General features: G+C 73.0%; 19 protein-coding genes. 4 read left to right on the forward strand and 15 right to left on the reverse strand.

Going from position 1 to position 20,750, the window contains the following annotated elements; all coding sequences use genetic code 11:
- Positions 1–163: 163 nt before the first annotated feature.
- Together ACQEXA_RS03370 and ACQEXA_RS03375 are read left to right on the forward strand one after the other, a co-directional pair.
- Positions 164–1,345 carry an aminotransferase class V-fold PLP-dependent enzyme gene (locus ACQEXA_RS03370; RefSeq protein ID WP_433128555.1) on the forward strand — a complete coding sequence of 394 codons (1,182 nt, stop codon included), beginning with the start codon at positions 164–166 and terminating at the stop codon, positions 1,343–1,345.
- On the forward strand, positions 1,342–2,037 hold the full coding sequence (locus tag ACQEXA_RS03375) for an NUDIX domain-containing protein (protein ID WP_433128557.1): 696 nt from the start codon (positions 1,342–1,344) through the stop codon (positions 2,035–2,037). Before ACQEXA_RS03370 ends, ACQEXA_RS03375 begins: the two co-directional genes overlap by 4 nt.
- 49 nt (positions 2,038–2,086) lie before the next feature.
- Here ACQEXA_RS03375 and ACQEXA_RS03380 read toward each other — a convergent pair whose 3' ends face one another.
- Positions 2,087–3,646: a hypothetical protein gene (locus tag ACQEXA_RS03380; protein ID WP_433128559.1), complete on the reverse strand. Its 1,560-nt coding sequence runs from the start codon at positions 3,644–3,646 to the stop codon at positions 2,087–2,089.
- A gap of 210 nt (positions 3,647–3,856) precedes the next feature.
- Complete coding sequence (locus ACQEXA_RS03385; protein ID WP_433128561.1) at positions 3,857–4,423, reverse strand: hypothetical protein; 567 nt, start codon at positions 4,421–4,423, stop codon at positions 3,857–3,859.
- Positions 4,424–4,770: 347 nt separating this feature from the next.
- Here ACQEXA_RS03385 and ACQEXA_RS03390 point away from each other — a divergent pair, with 347 nt between their 5' ends.
- The gene (locus ACQEXA_RS03390) at positions 4,771–5,925 is read left to right on the forward strand and encodes a hypothetical protein (protein WP_433128563.1); all 1,155 of its coding nucleotides are present in this window, start codon (positions 4,771–4,773) and stop codon (positions 5,923–5,925) included.
- Between the two features lie 311 nt (positions 5,926–6,236).
- Here ACQEXA_RS03390 and ACQEXA_RS03395 read toward each other — a convergent pair whose 3' ends face one another.
- From ACQEXA_RS03395 to mobF, 7 genes are all read right to left on the reverse strand, one after another.
- Positions 6,237–6,854: a hypothetical protein gene (locus tag ACQEXA_RS03395; protein ID WP_433128565.1), complete on the reverse strand. Its 618-nt coding sequence runs from the start codon at positions 6,852–6,854 to the stop codon at positions 6,237–6,239.
- A 434-nt stretch (positions 6,855–7,288) separates the two neighbouring features.
- Positions 7,289–8,056, reverse strand: a complete 768-nt coding sequence (locus tag ACQEXA_RS03400) for a methyltransferase (RefSeq protein ID WP_433128567.1) — start codon at positions 8,054–8,056, stop codon at positions 7,289–7,291.
- On the reverse strand, positions 7,998–9,365 hold the full coding sequence (locus tag ACQEXA_RS03405; RefSeq protein ID WP_433128569.1) for a sialidase family protein: 1,368 nt from the start codon (positions 9,363–9,365) through the stop codon (positions 7,998–8,000). The genes ACQEXA_RS03400 and ACQEXA_RS03405 overlap by 59 nt, the downstream gene beginning before the upstream one ends.
- 269 nt (positions 9,366–9,634) lie before the next feature.
- The gene (locus ACQEXA_RS03410; RefSeq protein ID WP_433128571.1) at positions 9,635–9,934 is read right to left on the reverse strand and encodes a hypothetical protein; all 300 of its coding nucleotides are present in this window, start codon (positions 9,932–9,934) and stop codon (positions 9,635–9,637) included.
- Between the two features lie 2 nt (positions 9,935–9,936).
- A complete protein-coding gene (locus tag ACQEXA_RS03415) occupies positions 9,937–10,404 on the reverse strand; it encodes a hypothetical protein (protein ID WP_433128573.1) in 468 nt (155 codons plus the stop codon).
- Positions 10,405–10,415: 11 nt separating this feature from the next.
- On the reverse strand, positions 10,416–13,826 hold the full coding sequence (locus ACQEXA_RS03420; RefSeq protein ID WP_433128575.1) for an AAA family ATPase: 3,411 nt from the start codon (positions 13,824–13,826) through the stop codon (positions 10,416–10,418).
- On the reverse strand, positions 13,730–15,112 hold the full coding sequence (mobF, locus tag ACQEXA_RS03425; protein ID WP_433128577.1) for a MobF family relaxase: 1,383 nt from the start codon (positions 15,110–15,112) through the stop codon (positions 13,730–13,732). The genes ACQEXA_RS03420 and mobF overlap by 97 nt, the downstream gene beginning before the upstream one ends.
- Positions 15,113–15,537: 425 nt before the next feature.
- Here mobF and ACQEXA_RS03430 point away from each other — a divergent pair, with 425 nt between their 5' ends.
- Positions 15,538–16,008 carry a hypothetical protein gene (locus tag ACQEXA_RS03430; RefSeq protein ID WP_433128579.1) on the forward strand — a complete coding sequence of 157 codons (471 nt, stop codon included), beginning with the start codon at positions 15,538–15,540 and terminating at the stop codon, positions 16,006–16,008.
- Between the two features lie 81 nt (positions 16,009–16,089).
- On the opposite strand, the gene ACQEXA_RS03435 is transcribed toward ACQEXA_RS03430, so the two are convergent.
- The 6 genes from ACQEXA_RS03435 to ACQEXA_RS03460 all read right to left on the reverse strand — a co-directional run bounded on the left by ACQEXA_RS03435 (position 16,090) and on the right by ACQEXA_RS03460 (position 20,633).
- Entirely contained in the window at positions 16,090–16,500 is a 411-nt protein-coding gene (locus ACQEXA_RS03435; protein ID WP_433128581.1) for a hypothetical protein, read from the reverse strand.
- A gap of 212 nt (positions 16,501–16,712) precedes the next feature.
- On the reverse strand, positions 16,713–17,288 hold the full coding sequence (locus ACQEXA_RS03440) for a hypothetical protein (protein ID WP_433128583.1): 576 nt from the start codon (positions 17,286–17,288) through the stop codon (positions 16,713–16,715).
- Between the two features lie 126 nt (positions 17,289–17,414).
- Positions 17,415–17,819: a hypothetical protein gene (locus tag ACQEXA_RS03445; protein ID WP_433128585.1), complete on the reverse strand. Its 405-nt coding sequence runs from the start codon at positions 17,817–17,819 to the stop codon at positions 17,415–17,417.
- Between the two features lie 87 nt (positions 17,820–17,906).
- Positions 17,907–18,287 carry a hypothetical protein gene (locus ACQEXA_RS03450; protein WP_433128587.1) on the reverse strand — a complete coding sequence of 127 codons (381 nt, stop codon included), beginning with the start codon at positions 18,285–18,287 and terminating at the stop codon, positions 17,907–17,909.
- Positions 18,288–18,458: 171 nt separating this feature from the next.
- The gene (locus tag ACQEXA_RS03455; RefSeq protein ID WP_433128589.1) at positions 18,459–19,166 is read right to left on the reverse strand and encodes a hypothetical protein; all 708 of its coding nucleotides are present in this window, start codon (positions 19,164–19,166) and stop codon (positions 18,459–18,461) included.
- Between the two features lie 135 nt (positions 19,167–19,301).
- Positions 19,302–20,633, reverse strand: a complete 1,332-nt coding sequence (locus ACQEXA_RS03460; RefSeq protein WP_433128591.1) for a hypothetical protein — start codon at positions 20,631–20,633, stop codon at positions 19,302–19,304.
- Positions 20,634–20,750 lie beyond the last annotated feature (117 nt).

Genomic DNA, 20,750 nt, shown 5'->3' on the forward strand with positions numbered 1-20,750 from the left:
ATGCGCGGTGGGCCCGGCCCGCCCGGCGGGAGCTGTCAGCGGTTTGTGTGACGCATCCTCCCGTCCGGCGGTGCCCGGCCCGCCAGAGCGGCCCGCGCGCGGCCAGGGCCCGCGTAGATGGGCGGGTGCACTGCCGACGCCCCCACCGCATGGAGCCGATGACGTGACCGCCCGCGACACCCAGATCCTGCCCGATGCGGACCTCGCCATCGGCGACCTGCCGTCCAGCCCCGCAACCGACACCGGCCACCTCAACCAGCTCGCCCGCGGCCTGCGCCACGAGGCACGCCACGTCCTGGGCTTCCCCGGCGACCTCGATTTCTCCCTCGAGGGCCTCGCCCCGCTGCTCAGCGTGTTCTTCAACAACGTCGGCGACCCCTACTCGCACGACGCCTCCAACATCGCCGCCAAAGCCCACGAGCGGGCAGTCCTGGCGTACATGGCGGGCATCGCCGGGGCCCGGCCCTCCGACGTCTACGGCTACGTGGCATCCGCGTCCAGCGAGGCCCTCCTGCACGGACTGGCCACCGCCCGCCAGGCGCTGCCCGCAGCGGTCGTGTATGCCTGCGACCAGGCGCACTACAGCGTGCGGCGGGTGTGCGAGCTGCTGCGCATGCAGGTGGTGACCGTGGCCTCCAGACGCGACGGCACGATGGACGCCGAGGACCTGCGCCTGAAGGTGCTGCGGAAACGGCGGCGGGCGGGCGGGGCGATTGTCGTGGCGACCTGCGGGACGACGATGCGCGGCGCCGTCGACGACATCGTGGCGCTGCGCGCGGCCGCCGAGCCGGCCGGTGCGGTGTATGTGCACGTCGATGCCGCGGGCGGCGGGCTGGTCGCCGCGCACACCAGCCCGCAGCCGAGCTGGAGCTTCGCGCATGGCGCCGACTCCCTCAACGTCAGCGGGCACAAGATCCTGGGAATGCCGGTGCCCGCGGGCATCTCCCTGGTGCGGCGTGAGCTGCTGCCCGAGCGGGACGGCGGGGAGTACATCGCGGCCACCGACCGCACCCTGGCCTGCTCCCGCAGCGGACTGGCCGCGCTGCTGCTGTGGGCCCGCCTGCGCTCGCTGGGACGCACCGGCATGGCGGCCCTGATCAGCCGCTGCCAGGAGGTCGCCGCCTACGCCGTCGACCAGTTCGAGGACGCGGGCGCCGGCCCGGACCGGCTGCCCGGGTCCCTGACCGTGACCTTCGCCCGGCCCTCCGCTCATGTGGTCCGCAAGTGGCACCTCGCGTGCGCCGGCGACATCGCGCACATCGTCACCGTCGGCCACGTCACCTACGCCGCGGTCAACGAGCTCGCCATCGACCTGGCCGCCGCACGGCTGGCGGCCGCCGCATGAGCGCAGTCCCCTCCCCCGGCATGCCGCCCGCCGTGCCCGGCAAGGCCGGTGACCGGACGGACTCCACCCCGCAGGGCGCCTACATACAGCTGCGCGAGGACCGTCCCGAGCTGTTCGCCACGCCGCCCGGCGACGGCGCGATCACCATCCCCGGCCTGCCGGGCGCCGAGGGCGAGGTCCTCCACCACGACCGGTGGTGGATGCTCCTGCGCGATCAGGTGACGTTCCCCGACGGACGGCACGGGACGTACCTGCGCATGCTCGCCCCGCTGCCGGGCGTGGCCGTTCTCCCCCTTCTCGGCAGCGGCAGCGGCCTCCGAGTGGTCCTCATCGAGCAGTTCCGGCATGCCACCCGTTCCTGGCACTGGGAGATCCCGCGCGGCGGCGGCACCGACAAGCTGAGCGATGCGTCCAATGCGGCCAAGGAACTCGCCGAGGAAATCGGTGCCACACCACGGGAGTTGACTCCGCTCGGCGCGGTGCATCCCGACACTGGGATCCTGGGACAGCCCATCGCGCTGTATGCGGCGCGCGTCAACGCGGTCGGTGACCCTGCGCGCGCCGAAGGCATCCGTCAGATCCGCACCGTCACCGCCGATGAGGCCGAACAGCTCGCCCAGGCCGGGGAGATCACCGACACTTGCACCATCGCCGCGCTTTTTCGGGCCCGCCGCGCCGGACTCCTGGCCTGACGCCCCCGGCGCCGCCGGAGGCTCTCAGCACGAGGCCCTTCACCACTTCTTATGGCCGCATCCCGCCCGTCCCCGGTTGCGGCATCACCGCCTGGACCGGCGCGTGACCGACGCGGCGCTCCGGTCCCTGTGACAGATCCGGTCGCGCCGAGGGCTGCGCCGGGCGGGCGGCCATGAACCGGTCCACGTAGTCCTGGATCTTCTGCCCGTCGAGCCCCGGCTGCGCCGAGGCCGCATCCACGGCGCTGCGGACGCCTTCCAGCAGAGCCAGTTCGGCGGCGGTCTCCTCCCGCCGGTGGGCGGGGATGGGCTCCTGCCGCAGGTAGGCGATCTGGCCGTCCAGGACCGTGCGGGCCCGCTCGAGGGAGCCGAACGCGTCGGCCACCCGCCGCGCGGTCAGGTGGCCGGCGACCTCGCGAAGGCCCTCGGGCACACCGGGCGGCACCGGTGCCGCGCGATCCGCACGGCCCAGCGCGTCGTGCACGGCATGCTGTTGGGCCTCCAGCGTGGACAGGTAGACCCGCTCGGCGTGTCGCCGCTCCGGGCCGGCCCGGTACTCGCCGGCAGACCTGTCCATCACGGCCAGCCACTGCTCCTCGATGGCGGCGAGGGCGCCCCGCGCGGTGACCGACCGCTGCCGCCAGAGGCGCGCCGGGTCGCTGACCTCCAGCGTGCGCGTCGGCACAGCGAAGGCGCTGAAGAGTTCGTCGGCTTCCCTTTCCCGTCCCAAGTAGGAGGTGGCGGTGTAGGCCCGGACGAGGTCGCGGGCGTGGGTTAGCTGCTCGGTGCGCTGCGCATCGAGCGCCGGGGCGGCCTCCTGTGCGCTGTCCTCGCTGCGGCGCAGGTCGTGCAGGTGGTCGGTGATGTCCGGCTCCAGCACCGCCCGCAGCTGCATGGCGTTCGCGTCGCGCAGGGCGACCTGGTCCAGGAGCCAGTCGGCGCTGGCCGTGAGTGCCGGTACGCCCGCGGACAGCCGCTTGAGCGTGTGCCAGTCCTCCACCAGGTCGCTGCGCTGCCGGTAGGTCGACCACTCCATCCGGTCCAGGACGCCGGTCAGCTGCAGCCCGGTCCTGGTGACGAGCTCCCGGGTGGCCTGGTCTTCACCGGCACGGTCCAGGACCTCGGACAGGACCGCGGGCGGCGGATTGCCGGCCAGGGCACGCATGTGGCAGGTCCAGGCCGCCGCCACAGCGGTCCAGGCCTCCTCATCCGGCGGTGCCTCGAAATACCGCCGGACCAGCCATCTGCCCAGCCAGTTGGGGACCCGCTCCTCGCCCGAGGGAGCCAGGGCCGCGGCCAAGTCGCCGGGGGTGTACTCGCGCAGCTCGTCCCCGTCCATGGCGATGATGGCCAACTGCCGCTGTCCGTCCTCCAGCTGCAGCCAGCGGCGCAGGGCCTCCGACCGCCCCCGGCACACCTCCTGCATGGCGGCGCGGTCCAGCACGGCCGCCGAACGCGCCACGCCCGTCATCCCCGCGAGTGGTGGTGGCACATCCCAGGAGACCGGATCGGTGACGGGGTCCGCGTAGGCCAGGACGTAGGCATCCGCTCCCGCCTCGGCCAGCAAGGCGCGCAGGTCGTCGGACGGGGGGATCGTCTGCTCGCTCATGGCGGGACCTTCTGCTCGGCGAAAACAGCGGCTGGCCGCAGCTTGCCCGCGATCACCGGCCGGCCGCCGCCGTGCCCGAGAGCGCTCCCGCCAGACGAGAACGGGCAGGCAACCAGCGGCGGCTACATTCCGCCCGGCGGGAAAAGACGCCCGCCGCCCCACTTCACGGCACGGCCGCCGTCCCCTTGGACACCGGATTGTGACGCCGTGTCAGTGCGCCTGCCCGCGGGGTGAGCGGCGCCCGCCGCGCGGCGCCCGGCGCGGGCGCGCCACTGCCTCCCGGCCGCTGTCGGCTTCCGCGCCGGGTGAGGAGAACCCGCCGGGAACACTGGAGCGGGCGGGGGCCGGCACCGTGTGCGCGGACGCGGTGGGTGCGGGGCGCGCGGCGCGGGCGTGGACGGCGGCGTTCGGGATGAGCGCCGCGCACGTCTGGCAGACCTCTTCGACGCTCCACACCCGGCCAACGGCCGCATCGTGGCGCACGATCAGTACCACCGCGCCGGCGCAGCTCACCTTGGCCGCCTCATGGGCGGCGCAGCCGTCGGCGCGGCAGTGACAGTGCGCATCGGGGCGCACCCGGGCGGCCCTGGCGTGGGCGGCCGCGTGCTGGGCGGCGAACGCACGCAGCGCGGCGACGTTCTTGGACCGGGGCGGCATCTGGCAGCCGCCGGTGCTGCAGGAGACGGTGGCCGAGCGGTCGCTGTGGCCGGTGATCCGGATCGTCCACGCCCGTCCAGGGGTGCGTCCGGTCGAGGGTTCGCTGTACGCGGTCGTCACAGACTTCCGTTCCTCGGGTTCGGGGATGTCGGTCCACTATGGGCTACCCACCTGCCGTAGCCGGAGCCCGCTCGCCGTAGAACTTTCCGCCGTGGGCTGCCGCGCTCCTGGCAGGCTCGCCCCTTCAGCCCCAGGTCCGCCCGTGCACCAGATCCGGGCCGAAGTACCGGCCGGCGACACGGGCAAGCGGTGGGACCGGCGCTCGTCCTCGAAGTGGAAGTAGTCGACGGTCGCCCGGTTGGTGAAGCAGCAGGTGAGCCCGCCGGCCATCCGTCGTGGGCTCCATGGCCCGTCTCATAGGCTCAGACACAGCACCGTGCAGCGCATGTCCGTGGAGGAGCAGCCTCATGACCCGCTACTGTGTCGCATCCGATCGGCACGAGTTGATAGCCACCTGGGGAACCGGCGAAGGCGACCTGGCCAGCAGCATCGCCGCTCTGCCGGTCGGCGTCGACACCGGCAGGCTCCTGAGCCTGGCCCAGGCTCTCACCCAGTTCTCCAGCGCCGCATGGAGCACCTACACGCATCCCGCCAGCGCCGCTGACTCCCTGGAACCCAATGGTGAAGGCTGGCGCCGTGAGGAGGAGCGCAAGGGCTTCAGCGAAGTCGTCGACGCGATCACCCGGCCGAATCTGCCCAGCGGCGGTTCGATAGTCGTCTCCTACAGCAGCCTTCTCGAATCCGCTCACCGTGTCGGACGCGCCCTGCACCACCTGGACGACCCGCAGCTCGTGAAGGCCGTTGCCGCCGAAGCCGCCGTGGAACTCGCGGCCGTGGAGAGCGCCGAGCTCGGTGACCTCAGCGGCCGCGCCCAGCAGGCCGTACTCCTCAGCCGTGAGGACGCCTCCCCCGTCCAGGTCGCCGCCGCTGACCACCTCCTGCAGCAGGACCCCTTCGGCCCCGACGAACTTTTCATCGGTGTCGATCCGACCGCGGCCGCTGTCGCGGCGGCCCACTGGCTCGCCGCAGCAGCCGACGTGGCCGCCGAGGCATCCAGACTCAACCCCACCCAGGTAGTCCTCGAAGCCGACAACATCGAGGCCCTCCCCCACGAGACACCCACCCTCGTCCTCGGCCTCATCAACGACGGTGTCCCCCCGCACGACGTCGTCACCAGCCTCGTCCGCCATGCCATGCACGTCGCCGACGGCCTACTGCCCGACCCCACCGCCCTGCGGGAAGCGCTCGAGGATCTGGAGGAAACGCTCGCGGAGTACACCGGCGACGACGAACCCGACCTCACTGACGTCGCGCTGCGCCTGACCCCTCTCGACCCCAAGCGCCCCGCACGTGACCTCCTCGAAGACCTCCTCACGGGCATCCACGGCTGCTGGCTCCTCCACAGCGAGTACGACGACCTCGACCACGACGAGGAACCCGACACCGACGACGTGGAGGAATGGGACGACGAACAGGCCGAACAGCACGAGAACCGCAGCCGCGAACGCTTCGCCCAACTCGTCCGCAACACCGCCGCCCACCACCGCGACCGGCTCATCTGACCCCGCCCGCCAACGCATCCGCCCCCGGCCCCGGTGGCGAACTGGTCGCAGTCCTTCAGGCCGAAGGCGGCGGTGACGGCAGGAACTCAACCGCCCGGGTGATCGCCACCCATCACCCGTCCGTCGCGCCGAACGCGCTCAGCCTTGGGCCGGGCTCTACGTCCCGGGGCAGCAGGGTCGGCTCGGCGGGCGCGGTGACGGCGTCGGTCCAGGTAGCCATGCGCAGGGATGTGGTGCCGTGTCAGGCAATGGTCCGCCCTGTTCACGGCCTTGCGTAGGCGACCGTCCTGGGGGTGTCCGGCCCGCTGCGGCTAGGGGTTGTCGCTCTCGTTGTTGCAGTTCAGTTCGACGCACACGAAGGTTGCGGCCGGCACGCCGATCACCTGCCCGGCGGAGTCGAGGTGGGCCACGTACTGCACCCCGATCTGGTGGCCCGCGCACAAAGCGTTCTGCGGCTGGATCGGGGCGCCCGGGTGGAGCGTGTAGGAGCCGGTGAACGTCAGGGTGTCCGTGGCCCGGTTCAGCTGGAACGTCTCGGCGCCGCGGGCGTCGCAGGAGACGCCGCCGCCGGTGCCCACCACGTCGCGCAGCACGGTGCTGACCGGCCTGACCGGGTTGGGGGGGACGATCGGGATGGGGGGGAAGATCGGGCCGGGGGGGTAGGTGACCTCGGCGAAGCCGGTGAAGGTCAGCGCGGGCAGGGGCCGGCCAGATTCAGGGCCGCCCCGGTCACCGGCACCCGAAACACGATCCCCGGCGCCGTGTCCGCCGACGCCGGGGCACTGGAGCTGGCCAGCGTCAGCGCGGTGAGCGACGCGGCCGCGGCCACAGCGCGGGCAGTTCTCCAAGCAACCATGCATGACCTCCAGGCGGATGGCGCCGAAGAGCTCGGCGCGCTGGTGAGGAAACGGGCCCGGGACGCCGCTCACGCCAGACGCGCGCCTGGCGTGAGCGGCAGTCGCCGCCCCTCTCTGCGCATGAGGGCCGACGAATCGGCGGTTTGGCCGCGTTCCCGCTGTCTTCAGGACAAGTTAGCCTCTGGCGTCACCGGGCCCCCGCAGATTCCCGGGCGAGTCGGGCCACTCCAACTCCCGTCGCACCAGGGGCGCCAGCGAGCCGAGCGCGGCCGCACGCCCAGGGGCGGGCGCCTGCGCTAGGTCGTGAACAGGGCGAGCGTTGCCTGATACGGCAGGAGCAGCGCGTCGGGCTGCCGGGCCAGCGAAATAGTTGGTTCCTCCCGGGGCACGCGGCCGTGTCGGATCCGGGTCGCGGGCCGCATCGGCTGCTCAGCCGACGGGTTGGGCATGGACGCCGGCGGCGCGCAGGGTGTGTGCGGGGCGGGCGGATCGGGACCGGGGCTTCGCTATGCCCCGCGACGCCCCAGCACGAAGGCGAACCGGTCCGCGAAGCTGAAGCTGTCGGCGTCACCGTGCTCCTGAAGCATCTGCGCGATGCCGTCCTCGATTTCGGCGTCGTCGAAGCCGGCCATGAGCGACATGAAGCGGGAGCGCACCATCTTGAGGTACCGGCTGCGGGTGAAGGAGAGCGGGAACGTGTCGTAGCTGACCTCGGTTGTCAGCCCGGCATCTTCCATGGCATGTGCGATGTCCATCGGGTCGGGCTGCAGGACCGTGAACCGCTTGCGAGCAGCAGGCCACAGCGGATAGTCGGTCTGCTTGCGAGCAGCAGGCCACAGCGGATAGTCGGTCTGCTGGGGAAGCATCGCTACGAGAAACCGCCCGCCGGGAGCCAGGAGTTCACTCACGCCCGCGACGACTGCGGCCCGCTGCTCGGCCGCCACATGATGCAGGACCTCCTTGGCCAGGATCACGTCGTAGGCGGTCTCAGGGACGCTCTCCTGCTTCAACGCGATCTCTTCGGCCGTTGCGCACACCGGCAGAAGGGTGTAGCTCGCGCTGAGGGAAGATCGCGGTCCGCTGGATCGGGTGAGCTCACGATTGACTGCGGTGCTTTGCGTGATGTCGAGCTGCGGCGGAGACGAATCGCAGCCGACACGCTCGGCGGTCGCCCCCGCGATGCCCCCGCGATGCCCGCGCGATTCGACCGGGGTGCTATCCGGAGGAGGCAACGCCCTGGCGGCGAACCGCGGCGGTGAAGATCTGTGTGTCACCTGTGCGGGTGTCGGTCCAGATCGGGTGGAATGCCTGGCTGCGGGCTGCGGCCAGCCCCTGGTAGTTGCCCAACCAACGGGTATCGCCTGTGTTGACGGCCTGCCGCGGCTCGAAGGAGCGCGTGGTGACGCGCAACGGTGCCCCGAAGCGGACCGGAGCGGATCCGGAATCCAAGGGTTCCGAGATGTAGAGCAGGACGTCGATCCGCGCCGCCGCGATGGACAGAGCGTAAACGGACAGCGCGATCCGGTCCTCGTCGTCGGCGGCCAGTTGGGGCTGCAGGTACACGGTCTCGTCACTGGCCGCCACCGCCACCGGTTCCGCCCACACCACGGTCCGCGTCGGTCCGCCGGAGCCACTGGAGACGATCAGCAGCAGACTCGACCTGCCCGTGGCGTCGTCGAAGCCCGTCACCGCCGCGCCGATACGACCGCTGCGCGGTGCCACCGCGACGGACGGTCCGCTCTTGATCGTGACGTCTCCCAGGCCCGGTCCCGTGCTCACGACCTCGGCGAGGTCGGCCGGCACAGTGAAGTTCTCGCCGTGGTCTCGCGACGAGACGGCCCGAAGGACCATACGGTCGGAGGGGGACCTCGCCAGGTACACGGCCGTGAGCGTGCCGTCCGGTGCGACGGCCAGCACCGAGGCCGTGGCCGTGCCGGTGACCGACTCCAGTCTGACCGGGGGCGCGAAGCTCAGGCCACCGTCGAGCGACCGGGCGAGGACGAGATGGTCGTCGGCGCTGCCGTACATCCTCGCGGCGACATACAGGGGCGCGGGCCGGCCACAAGTCCCGCGCCCGATCGCGAGCCACGGGTGGTCCACCAAGTCGGGACCACCCGAGACCACGGTGACCGGCGGGTCGAAACTACGGCCGCCGTCGGCGGTGCGCCACAGGCGGGCGTCGCCGTGCCGCGACGGCTCCTGGGTGGCCACCGCACCGCACACATAACCGTTTCCGTGCTCGTCGAAGGCCACCGTCGGATTGCCGTCGAAATCCGGGACGAGGCCGGGCATCAGCCCGTGCCGGCGCCATGTGGCGCCTCCGTCGAACGATGCGTACGCGGCCAGGCCGATCCGCGTCCCTGTGAAGACCCGGCACGCGGCGAGCAGGTTGTGCGGGACACGCGGGTTGACCGCGAGCACGGGCTCGATGTGCGCGCCGAATCCGTCGTCCGTGACCCGCACGTCCACCGGCACCGCTGTAGCGCCCGCACGCCGCGCCGAAGGCGCCGCCCACGACAGCCCGCTGCCCACCAGATCCGCCATCACCGCTCCCGACCCCGCCACGAAGGACCGCCGTCGCATGCCTGGACCGAACACACCCACTTCAGACCCCCCTCGACTGAGCCGTGCTCACGCCATGGAATGCCCGCGCGCCACGTGCTCGTACGAAGTACCGCACCCGATACTGCGACGACTGCGGTCCGTTGACATCAGCCTGTGGTCCCCATCCACCGCGCCTCGGTACTCCCCCGGGCCTAGGGGCTGGCTAGGGGACGGACCGAAGAAGTCCGCCTACCCCACCCGCACCACCGACCAGCGTTCTCCCAGCTCAGCACTTCCCTGGAGACGAGCTACACCCCCGGCAGAACCCGGCCCTCGCCGGCCCGGCGCAGAAGCTGCGAGAGCATCGCGAACGACGGGTCGACCACCGTGATGGGCCGTTCGGTCGCCACCAGTGCGTCCGTGTAGAGCCCGGTGCCGCAGTCAAGGTCCATGGCCCGCTCCCCCTGGACCGGGGCGAGCCGTGCACGCAGAGCGCCGAGCATCCACGTGCGGAACTCGGGCGAGTGCGTCCAGTTCACGTCATAGGAGGCGGCGAGCCGGTTGTAGTGCGCGAGCGTCGAACCCTCGTTGTGTGCGCCACTGGTCATGCCTACAAACCTGCCAGGAATCTAACGCGGTCGGCCGGTCTGAGTGAGTGCTTGCGGCAGGCCGGGCAGGTCCGGCGAAAGGGCGGGGCGGGCGGATGCGCGGGGTGAGCGGGCCGGGGGGCTGCCGGCCTCCCACCAGATGCCGCCGTGGTGGTGCGGGTAGTGGACGGTGGTGGTGGCGGGGACGACCGCGCGGCCGCGCAGCGCATGTTGCCGCTCTCCAGCAGCAGGGCACCCACCACGGCGAGCGCGAGGGTGTAGGCGGCAAGCGTCCGGATGCCGTGGCCGGTCGTGTGCGTGGCCGTCTCCAACGGCAGCCACAGCCAGGCGGCTTGGATGAGGCCGCCCGCCACCAAGAGTGCCGTGTAGGCGGCGCGGCGAGGCCAGGGTGTGCCCGGTCCGGTGACCGAGACGGTGGCGCGGCCGTGGGCGAGGAGGCGGCCGTCGGGGTGCAGGCGATGGGCTGCCATGGGGTGCCTTCTTATCGGGTCGGGGGCCGGTGGCCGGGCTGTCGGGCGTCGGTCTCGGCCTGTTCACGCAAGGGTGCCCCGGGGGGCAGGAGGGCGGCCCGGGCGGCGGCGGTGCGCTCGCGCATCTGCTCCAGGCGGCGTTCGATCCGGGCCCGGGTGTACAGGTCGATCGCATCGGTGAGGTGGTCCCATTCCTCACCGTTAAGGCCCCTGGGGCGCGGCCCGAGGATGTCGGGTCCGGCGCGGTGGTGGCGGCGCCGGTAGTCGCTGAGCGCGGTGATGAGCCGCATCCAGGTGTGCTGCTCGTCCTCGTCGTCCTCGCCGGGCGGGGTGATCTCCTCGATCCAGGACTCCGGTGCCCGCTGGCCGCCGAGGACGGCGGCAAGAGCTTGGCGGGCGAGGCGTGCATCGAGGGCGGCGTAGCTGAGCGGTGCGGCGGCCAGCGGGTCGCGCAGCGCTGGATGGTCGGGCAGGGCCCCGGACGGGGGCGGCGCGTCCAGCTGGGCGAGGGCGGCGTGCAGGACTTGCGAGGCGGGCGCGTCGGCAGGCGGGAGGTGCGGGATGGGGCGGCGGCGTCCGGTCAGTGCGAGGACCCGGGCGTCGAGGTCGTCCCATGCCGCGGCCGCATCGGCATCGAGCGGGCGCGGGCCCAGGCCGGGCACCGAGGTGATGGCGTTGCGGGTGCGCCACAGCTCCACCAGCGCGCAGGTGGTGGCCCACACGGCACGGCGGTGGGGGGCGCTGGTGGGCGGCGGCGGGCCGAGCGGGCGGGCCCAGGTGGGCGGTGCGGCGGCCAGCGCCTGGCCGCGTTCGCGTAGCGCGCGGGCCAGGATCCGGTGCCGTTCGGCGAGATGGTCCCGCCAGTGGCCGGGAGTGCCGGGATGCACCAGGGCGTGCCGGTCGGCGACCCAGTCGGGGATCTCGCCGCGGTGGGTGGGCCGGTAGGGCACGGTGTCGGGCAGGCGCTGACGCAGCCGCAGTTCAGCGGCGATCTTGTCCTGGACGGCCTGGGCGCGGGCGAGGCGGGCCTTGGCATCGGTGTGCCGCCGGGCGGTCAGGAGGCGCCGCTCACCGATCGCACGGCGGGTGTCGGCCAGCGACCGGGTGCGCGGAGGGGGGCTGGTGGAGGCGTGCTCGCGCTGGTAGTCCTCCCGCGCGCCCTCGCGCCAGGACAGGGTGCGGCGCAGCACCGATTCACGGGTCAGTGCCTCGAGCGTCGCCCGGGCGGCCGACGTCAAGGGGATGCCGGTGGCCTGGGCGTGGCGGAGCTGGGCGCGGACGGTGGCCATCTGGGCGGCGAGTTCGCCACGGGGCAGCGGTCCCATCTCCCGCTCGGGCCAGGCGGGATGGGTGCGTCCGGTCCGGGTGGTGACCGGCGCGGGCAGGTGGGTGAAGGCGGCGTCGGCCGCCTTCAGTTCGTCCATGGCATCGGCCCGGTGCGCGGCGGCCAGCCGGTGCAGGCTGTCGAGCTGGGCCAGGGACAGGGCGGCCAGGTCGCTGTCGCGGGCCGTCTCCTGGGCCGCGACGCTGTCCGCCAGGCGCTGGCGCAGCCGCCAGGTCAGCACCGCCGCCGGGTCGTCGGCGTCGGCGAATCCCCGCGGGCGGGCGGTCGCCTCAAGGATGCGGGGAAGGTCGAATCCGGCGCGTTCGGCATCGGCCAGGGCGCGGACCAGCGCCGGGTAGGCGTCGGCCGCCATGAACATCGCGGCCCGGTCCGGGCCGAGGGTGTGCTCGAGGAGACCGGTCAGCCGGGCGGTGGTGGCGCGCAGTGTGACGTCGGCCCACTCGGCGGACAGCTGACCTGGCGCGCCGACTTCCTTGTACAGGGCGGCGATCGACTCGGTCGCCGACACCTGCGCCTGCCGGCGTGCGGCGATGGAGGCGAGGACGTCGTCGAGGTGGTCGCCGTCATCGATGGCGACGTACAGACGGTTGGTGCGGGCGCTCCGGGTCAGCTGCACATACACGCCTTCGCGGCCGGAGCGGACCGAGGCCAGGGCGTGCGAGGTGTCCACCGTCATGCCCTGCGCGCGGTGGATCGTGGAGGCGTAGCCGAGCTCGCACTGGGCGGCGACGTAGTCGGCGCCCAGCCTGATCCGGCCCCGGTGCCGGGTGTGGCGCACGATGATGTCGCCGTCGTCGAGGACCTTCTTCACGGTCCAGGTGTCGCCGTTCTTGACGAAATCGCGGCCGCCGCGCAGGGTCATCCGGCGCCGGTTCAGGCGGGTGACGATGACGTCGCCGACGTGCGCGCGCTGCCCGGCGCGCAACACGGCCGCTTGGCGGGTGTCGACGTCGCCGGCGGCGATGTGCCAGGCCTGCGCCCGCCGGTTGAGGGCGGTGACGGTGGCGGTGTCGGCGGCCGTCATCAGCGTGGTGCGGCCCGCTGCCGTGTCCTTGGCCCACGCCGCGAACACCGCATCGCACATCGCCTCGTAGGTGCCGGCCACGATCCGGCCCTGCTCCCGGTACCAGGTGAAGGCGGCCCGGACGTCGTCGGTGTCCCGCAACACCAGGGAGGCATCGGCCTCGCCGTCGGTGCGGAAGCGGTGCAGCCGGTCCAGCTCCGTGGCGCCGCCCGCACGGGCGATCAGCCGCAGCGCTCCCCCGGCCTCCACCGCGGCGAGCTGGTGCGGGTCGCCCAGCAGGCGCACCACCGCCCTCGCGGCCGCCGCGTCGGCCAGGACCTGATCGAGCAGCAGGGTGCCGGCCATGCCCGCCTCGTCGATGAGGACCACATCGCCCGGACGCAGCCCGAAGTCCTTGCCGACGTCCTTGCCTTCGGCGGCCCGGGCCCGCTGATACAGCCAGGAGTGCAGCGTGTGCGAGCGCAGCTGAAGGTCATCGCCGAGGACTTTCGCCGCACGGGAGGACGGGGCGAGCGGGACCAGACGGCCGCCCGCCGCGTCCACGGCCCGCGCCACCACCCGCATCGCGGTCGTCTTGCCCGCACCCGCCGGCCCGAGCCCGGCCAGCAGCAGCCGGTCCGACAGCGCGAACGAGGCGGCCAAAGCGCACTGCCCGGCATCCAGCGGACCCCGGTGCAAGGCGGCGACCCGGTAGAACGTGCCCCGCCCCACCGGCCCGATCACCTGCCTACGGGCACCGGCCAGCAGCCGGTTCTCGGACGCCAGCAGGCTGTGCGTGGTGTAGGTCTGGGAGCCGATCGGCCGGTAGATGCTCGAGCCGTCCGCCCGCTGCAGCTCCGGGTGCGCCGGGTTGATCTCGGGCACGGTGATGTCCAGGCAGTCGGCGTGCGCGAGGACCTGGTCGGTGATCTGCTCGGCGAGCTGCGGGGGTGCGGTGGCCCCGGCCAGGGTGCGCATCAGGTAGCGGCGCGCCTGTGCCAGGACGTGGCGGCGGCGGAAGGTGGTACGCCGCTGCGCGACCAAGGCCAGGACGTCCTGCGCGGCGCCGTCCACGTCGACGGGGGGCTGTCCTGCGCGCGGCGGGCGGCCGCCACCTGCGCCGAGGCGAGCAGGTGGTCGACGGTCGCGACGTCGGTTGCGGCGATCGCCCGGCGCCGCCAGGCCTGAAGCAGGTCATCCAGGGACCGCGCCGTCCGCTTGCCGGGCCGGGTCATCAGCGTGGCCCGCCCCTGCAGCCGCGTCCGCGCGGCCTGGTCCGGCTGCCGCCCGTGCCGGCGCCGGTAGTCGTCGAACAGGCTCTGCGCCATGGTGCGCACCTGCCCGGCCCGCTGCGCGAACTGAGCCCGCAGGCGCCGGTCGATACCCACGATCCGCATGACCGGCCGCTGCCCGGGCGTGACCACGACTTCCTCGGCCACCAGGCCCAGACGGGCGCACACCAGCTCCAGAGCGCGCTGGTTGAACAGCTCGCTCGCCGCGACGATCTCCCGCATCAGCAGCCGCGTGTCCAAGTTGCGCCAGCGCCCGTCCGGGCCCTTGACCCGGGGACTGATGACCACGTGCTCATGCAGCATCGGATCCCCGGCACGGGACTCGTAGTGCAGGTAGACCGTCGCCAGCAGGCCCGGCTCGGCCCGCAGTTGAGCCACGCCGCCCGGGCCGGTGCGCACCGCGAGCGCATGCTCCTCCAGCCAGCCGATGGTCTGCGACCGCGCCGCGGCCAGGACCTCCAGCACGATGCCGCGCACCCGGGGCCCGCCGAGAGCGAACAGCAGCGACAGCTCCTCGGAGGCGAACGTCAGGTCATAGCCGGTGCGCGCCTGGCGCTGCGGACCGGTCCGCGCGGCCAGAAACCGGCCGAGCTCGGCGCCATCCGCCGGCGCACGGTGATACTCCGCCTCGAACGCCGCCGCCGCCGTCCGGAACCGCAGCGTGCGCGTCTCCGCCTTCGTCAGCGGGCGGCACAACCGCTCGGCGGCACCCTCGAGGACCGCCTCGATCTCCTTGTCCAGCGCGGACAGCTCCGACAGCTGCGGCACCGCGGGCCCCAACTTCGCCCGCTTCATGGCCTGCGTGAGCGAGGCGCCCTGAGCCAGCGCCCCGGCGGCGATCGCCTCCGCGTCCGGGTGCATGCCGAGCCCGAACAGGGCAGCCATCTGCTGCTCGCTCACCACACCCGCAAGGCCCAGCGCGCGAGCCGCCCGCCCGTGCCACACCCCCGGCGGCACCCCCGGCACGCTCGAGGACACCGTCGCCTCGCCGTTCCCAGCGCCGTCACCGGCCGCGATGCTCTGCCGGTAATACCGGTAGCCCTTCGCCGTGATCGGCTTCGCCGTCATCCCCACACCGCCAGTCCAACCGCCCGCACACCGCCCGCACCGCGCCCGACCGCGAACCTCCCAAGCCCTCGGAAACGATCTGCCGACGCGTCCCGCCCCACGGGAAATCCCGCGTCGTCCGCGCAGCCGGAAGCAAAAGTGCTAGAGGTGTGCGGCCCAGCACGCCGGCGGACCGGGGACCACCCGCACCCCTCGACCAGCAACCCGGACCACCAACCGCACTCCCCCACCACCCGCCAGCAGCACACCCTCGCCCCCCTCGGGGTCCAAGGTGCCCGTCCCGTGGGCGGGACCAGGCGCGCAGGCAGCCGTGCTACGGCGCGGGACGTCCACGCTCGCTCGCAGGCGCGGCCGGTCGGGGCGGCCGAGACTTCCCGAACAAGGTGGTCCGCGCCGGGCGGGCCGTTGTGGCCGGGAGGTGGCCTGTGGCCGGGAGCAAGGGGCGTGGCAGGAGTGAGCTGGCGCGGCGCCGACAGGCGCTGGAGCTGGCCGCGTCGCGGGTGACGAAGGAGCGGCAGGCGGCGCAAGCGGCGGAGACCGAGCGGCTGCGGCGGGAGACGGAGTACGACGAGCTGGCCGCAGACTTCGAGCTGGCGCGGCAGGACGAGGACGCGGTCGCGGCCGAGGTGGAGGCGGAGGTCCGCCGGGTGCGGGAGCTGGGGCAGGAGCGGATTCGCCAGGCGCGGCTGGTGGGGGCGCGGGTGGTGGTGGCGATGGGTGACAAGGGCGAGACGGTGGCCGGGTGTGCGCACCGGTTGGGGGTCGGCGTGGACCGGATCAAGGAGTTGCGGCGGCTGGGCCGTGAGCCGGAGGACGGGTCCGGCGAGGGCGAGCAGCCGGGGGCGCGGGAGGAGACGGTGCCGGTGGCGGCCGGCTGGTCGGAGGCGGCTGGCTGAGGGCCTGTCCGGGCGTGGGAACGGCCCCGGCTGCCGCACCACGGGGGGCGGCGGCCGGGGCCGTTCGTTGTTCGCGCGGAGTCAGCCTGGGGTCTGCTGGGACCAGGGCGCGGCGCGGCGTTGCGGGGTGGCCGGCGGCGCGGGGTGGGCGGCCTGGTGGGGCTGCTGCGGCCAGGGCGCGGGGGCGACGGCCTGCGGCTGGGGTTGGGGTTGGGGGATGTGTCCGGTGAACCGGCCGGTGTCGACGTCCTTCATGTAGACGGTGACGGCGGCCTGGTCGGCGACGTGGATGCGCTCGGGGATGCCAGGCGGGGTGAGGATCCACTCGGTGGTGCCGTCGCGGCGCTCCTTGCAGCGGATCAGGGGCGGCGGGAGGGAGACCTCCTCGCTGCGGCCGGTGTTCGGGTCGGTCTCCAGGACCGTGATGTGGTCGACGGCGGTGAACAGGCCCTGCATCTTCGGCAGTTCGTTGATCGTCGTCTCGTACTGCACGGGCGGTCCCCCCTTCGGTGCTGGTGGCGGCGGGCTGGCAAGGCGACCGTAGGCGTGCCGGGGCGGCCGGGGCGCGGGTGGTGGGGGGTGTGTGCCGGGGGGCGGGACGCGGGTGCGGGTCGGGGGTGCCGGAGGCGGGATCGCGGGCATGCGGCGGCCCCGCACCGGAAGCGGAGGTCCGGTGCGGGGCCGCGAGAAAGGGGGGCCGGGGGTCAGTCGTCGGCGAGGAGGGCGCGGATGGCGTCGGCGACTTCCTGGGCGGTGGCCGTGGGCGGGGCGATGGCCTCGTTGAGGATGCTCCAGTCGTAGATGGAGTGGCCGTTGCTGCGGACGGCGGCCTGCCAGGTATCGCCGTAGGCCTGGCAGAAGAACCAGGTGTCGCCGTTGTCGGTGAGGGTGATCCCGTGGGTTTCGACGGTCGCCGGGGCGGTGTGGGCGGTGGTGTGGCCCGCCAGGATCAGGTGGGCTTCGACGGTGCGCAGGAGGACGCGCTCGGGGGCGTTCTCGGCGTGGAAGGCGGTACGGGCGGTGTCGGCCTGGGCCCACTGGGAGGGGTCGTCGTCGCGGTAGACGTCGGAGCACAGGAGGTTGAAGACCTCGGTGGCTGCGGGCCCGTCCTGCGGGGTGTGTTGCCAGACGGTGCGGATGGCGGCCGACAAGATGAGGGGGTCCGGGTCGGGTGGGCCGTCGTGGAGGGCGACGCGGGCGACGCGGCCGTCGGCGGCCTGCGCGATGTCCACGTAGGTGGCGGCGACGGTGGCCGTGTCCGTGTCGGCGGGCTCGGGCATGGGGGTTCCTTTCACGTGGCGGTCGGGGTGTGCCGGAGCGTGGCGTGGGGCGGGGTTAACGCGGCAACGTGACGCGGCCCCGCACCCGGTGGGTGTCCGGGTCCGGGGCCGCGGTGGGGGTGGGCGCTATCCGATGTAGGCGGTGTAGCGCGTGAAGGCGCGGTTGAAGGCGAGCACGAGGTGGTTGCTGTCGGCGGGCTCGGTGCGGAGGGCTTCGAGCAGGGTGTTGCCGTCTTCGGTGGGGGTGTTGAGCGGGAGGAAGTCGATGACGCCGCAGAAGGGGAGGTATCCGGTGGGGTCGGTGTCCTCGTTCCAGCCTTCGGCGAAGGCGCGTTCGGCGGTGGTGCCTTCCGGCTTGAGGGCGTTGCTCATCAGGTAGATGCCGTACTGGGCGGTCAACACGAGGTAGGGGCCGGACGGGGGGTTGCCGAAGAACGTGCGGTACGTGGTGGCGGTGGCGGCGTCTTCGGCGGCGGTGAGGACGTCGGCGGCGGGGAAGCGGAGCACGATCCCGGTGCCGGTCGCGGTCACGGGTTTCCTTCCTGTCTGCGGTCGCGGTGTGGCGGGCGGCCCCGCGCCGGTGGGTGTCCGACGCGGGGCCGCGTGAGGTGGGGACGGTCAGCTGTCGCGGTCGGCGAGGATCATGCATTCGGTCGGGACGGAGGTGACCAGTTGGCGTAGCACGCCGGGCTCGGGGCGCGTGGCCCGGCGGGTGTTGTCGACGCGTGGGTCCTGGCGGAGGGCTTCAGTGGAGCTCTCGTCGAGCAGCACGTCGTAGCGGTTGGTCTTCTTCTTGCCGGTTGCGTCGGCCTGGACGATGCCGGTGAGGTTCACCATGCAGACGGGGGTGATGCGGACCAGTCGGACGCGGCGGCCGGGAACGATGGCGTCGCCGTGCTGCTCGTTGAGGGCGACGGCGAGACGCTCGGAGACGTCGGCGCGCAGGGCGCGGAGTTCGTCGGGTTCGGTGATCTCGTCGAGTGCCGTGGTCTTGGACACGGTGGCTCCGTTCGATGGGAGGGGGTGTGCGGTCCGGCGGGAGTGGGCCGGGCCGTGTGTTGCCGGAGCACCGTGGGACGGGGGCGGGTTAGTCGCGCAACCACGGTGTTCGGGTACGGCGACGGCCCCGCGCTCGTACCGGAGTGCGGGGCCGTCGCCGGGGGTGGTGGGTCAGCGGGTGGTCGTGGACACCGTGGGGCTGGTGCCGTCGTGGGTGATGCGCAGCAGGAATTCGGTGTGGCCGTTGGCGGTTGCGGTGCGGAGGGTGTCGAGCAAGGCGGGAGCGTCGTCGGTGGGCGTGTGCAGGTCGATGGCGTGGAAGGGGTCGTCATCGTCGCCGAGGGCGGGGTGGGTGCCCGGTCCCCAGCCGTCGGCGTAGACGGTGTGGGTGGCGTCGGGGTCGTGGCCGTTGCTGGCGAGGGCGGTGCCGTCGTTCTTGAGCCAGCACAGGTGGGCTGGGTGCTCGGTCTGCTCGTCGCACTCGGTGTGGGTGGTGGCGGCGGTGGCGTGTTCGGCGGCGGCGAGGACCTGGGCGAGCGCGAAGGTGAAGGTGCGCTCGTGGGCGGCGGCGTAGCAGTCGCCGTCGGTGCACCGGCCGTTGATGAGGTGGCCCCCGCAGCCGGGGCGCGGGCATTGCTCGACGGGTTCCTCCCCGTCGACCCGGTACAGCTCGGGGGTGGTGTCTTCCAGGGACACGTCGTCGAGCTGGTGGCCGGTGCGGGTGGTGACGTTGATGCTGAACGTCTCGTCGTTGATCTTCTCGTAGGCGGCGCGGGCTGCCTGCTCGTCGCTGGCTTCGATGGTGACCAGGACGCAGGCGGTTGCGAGGAAGGTGAACGAGCGGTCGCTGGATTCGGGCTCGGGGTTGGGACGGCTCATGGTGGGACTCCGACTCTGTGAGCTGGTGGCTGCGTGGACGTGCTCACGGTCGGGTGGGTGGGGGTTAGCTCGGCAACGCCGCGTGCCGGTCCCGGGCCGGGGCGGGCGCGGGACCGGTGCGGGGCTGGTGGGCGGTCAGGGGGTGTCGGACGGCACGTAGCGGGAGTACCGGGCGAACTCGTCGTACGGGTCGGTGAGGGTGGCGTAGATGGTGCGGTCCTCGACGTCGGCGGTCAGCCATCCCCGGCGCAGCCCGTGTTCCAGCACGGACAGCATGGACTTTTGGGTGACGGTTGCTTGGGGCTCCCACGGCTGGTCGTCGGTCCGGCGGGTCTCGTGCTGGTAGGTGGCGGTGAGGTCGGGTAGCCAGGCGAAGCCGGTGGTGTCGGCCACGTGGATACGGGCGCGGGCGGAGCGCGGGGTGGGCCGGTTCACCCACAGCACGGTGCCGTCGGCGTCGGTGTTGGCGCACGTCATGCCATGGCGGTTCAGGGTGGCCTCGTAGGCGGCGAGCATGGCGTGCACTTTCGGGACGTCGTGGCCTTGGAAGCGGGCGGAGACCGGTGCGAGCCCCCGGTGGTCGTAGGTGACCATCACGTGGTCGGGGGCGGCGGGTGTGCTGCTCACCCCGAATCCCCATGCCGGGCCGTCCAGCCGGGCGAAGGCGGCCAGCGGCATGAAGCCTTCGGCGCGCAGGAGGCGCGCGATCTGGTGGACGGTGGCGTCTTCTTCGGGGTCGCAGCCCAGGACGGGGGTGGGGCGTTCCGGGAGCAGGGTGGTGTCGTCGGGGACGACGTGCTGGGCGCAGTCGTAGATGGCGCCTCTGGTCGTGTCGTGCCAGTTGGCGGCGGCCATCGCGGCGAGGACCTGGCGCATGAGCGTGCGCCAGGCTTCTGCCTCCGGGGACTCGTCAGCGGGGTAGAGCGGTGTGTGGCGGTGGCCTGCTGCCCAGGCGGCGATGCGGACTTGGTATTGGTCGCCGTCGACGGGGTGGACGAGTGCGCCGGCGCCGCTGCTGGCGCCGGTCGGCAGGAGCGGGATTCCGGCGGCGGTGAGGACGGCGCGGGCCATCCGTACGGCGGGGGTGTGGGCGAGGAACTCTCCGCCGGTGGGTGTTTCACCGCGTCCTTCCCATCCGGCGGCGGTGAGCGCCAGGCGGGTGGCGGCCATGAGGTGGGTCCAGGTGGCGCGGCGGTCGTTGTGGGCTGGGTGGGCCGGGGGGAGCTGTTCCTGGCCGTCCACGACGGGCACGACGATGATCCGGGCGTCGCCGGTGTGGTGGTGTGCGGGGCGGATCCGGACGCCCGTGATGTTGGGGGTGTCGGGGGTGAGGACGGTGAGGTCGGCGGCGGCCAGGACGGTGGTGGCGTCGCGGACGTCGAGGTGGGTGGCGTGGGCGCTGACGGCGTGCACGCCGGGCGTCGCGGTCGCGGTCGCGGTCGCGGTGGGGGCGGTCGGGTTGGGCATGGGAGTCCCTTTGCGTCGTGGCCGGTCGGCCTGCCGGGGGTGGTGTGGGGCGACCGTGGCGCGGCGGCCGGCTAGCGGTGCAAGCCGCGGGCGCCCCCGGCCGGTTGATGGCCGGAC

Origin of the sequence: Streptomyces sp. CA-106110, assembly GCF_050936285.1 — a bacterium.
Lineage (GTDB): Bacteria > Actinomycetota > Actinomycetes > Streptomycetales > Streptomycetaceae > Streptomyces.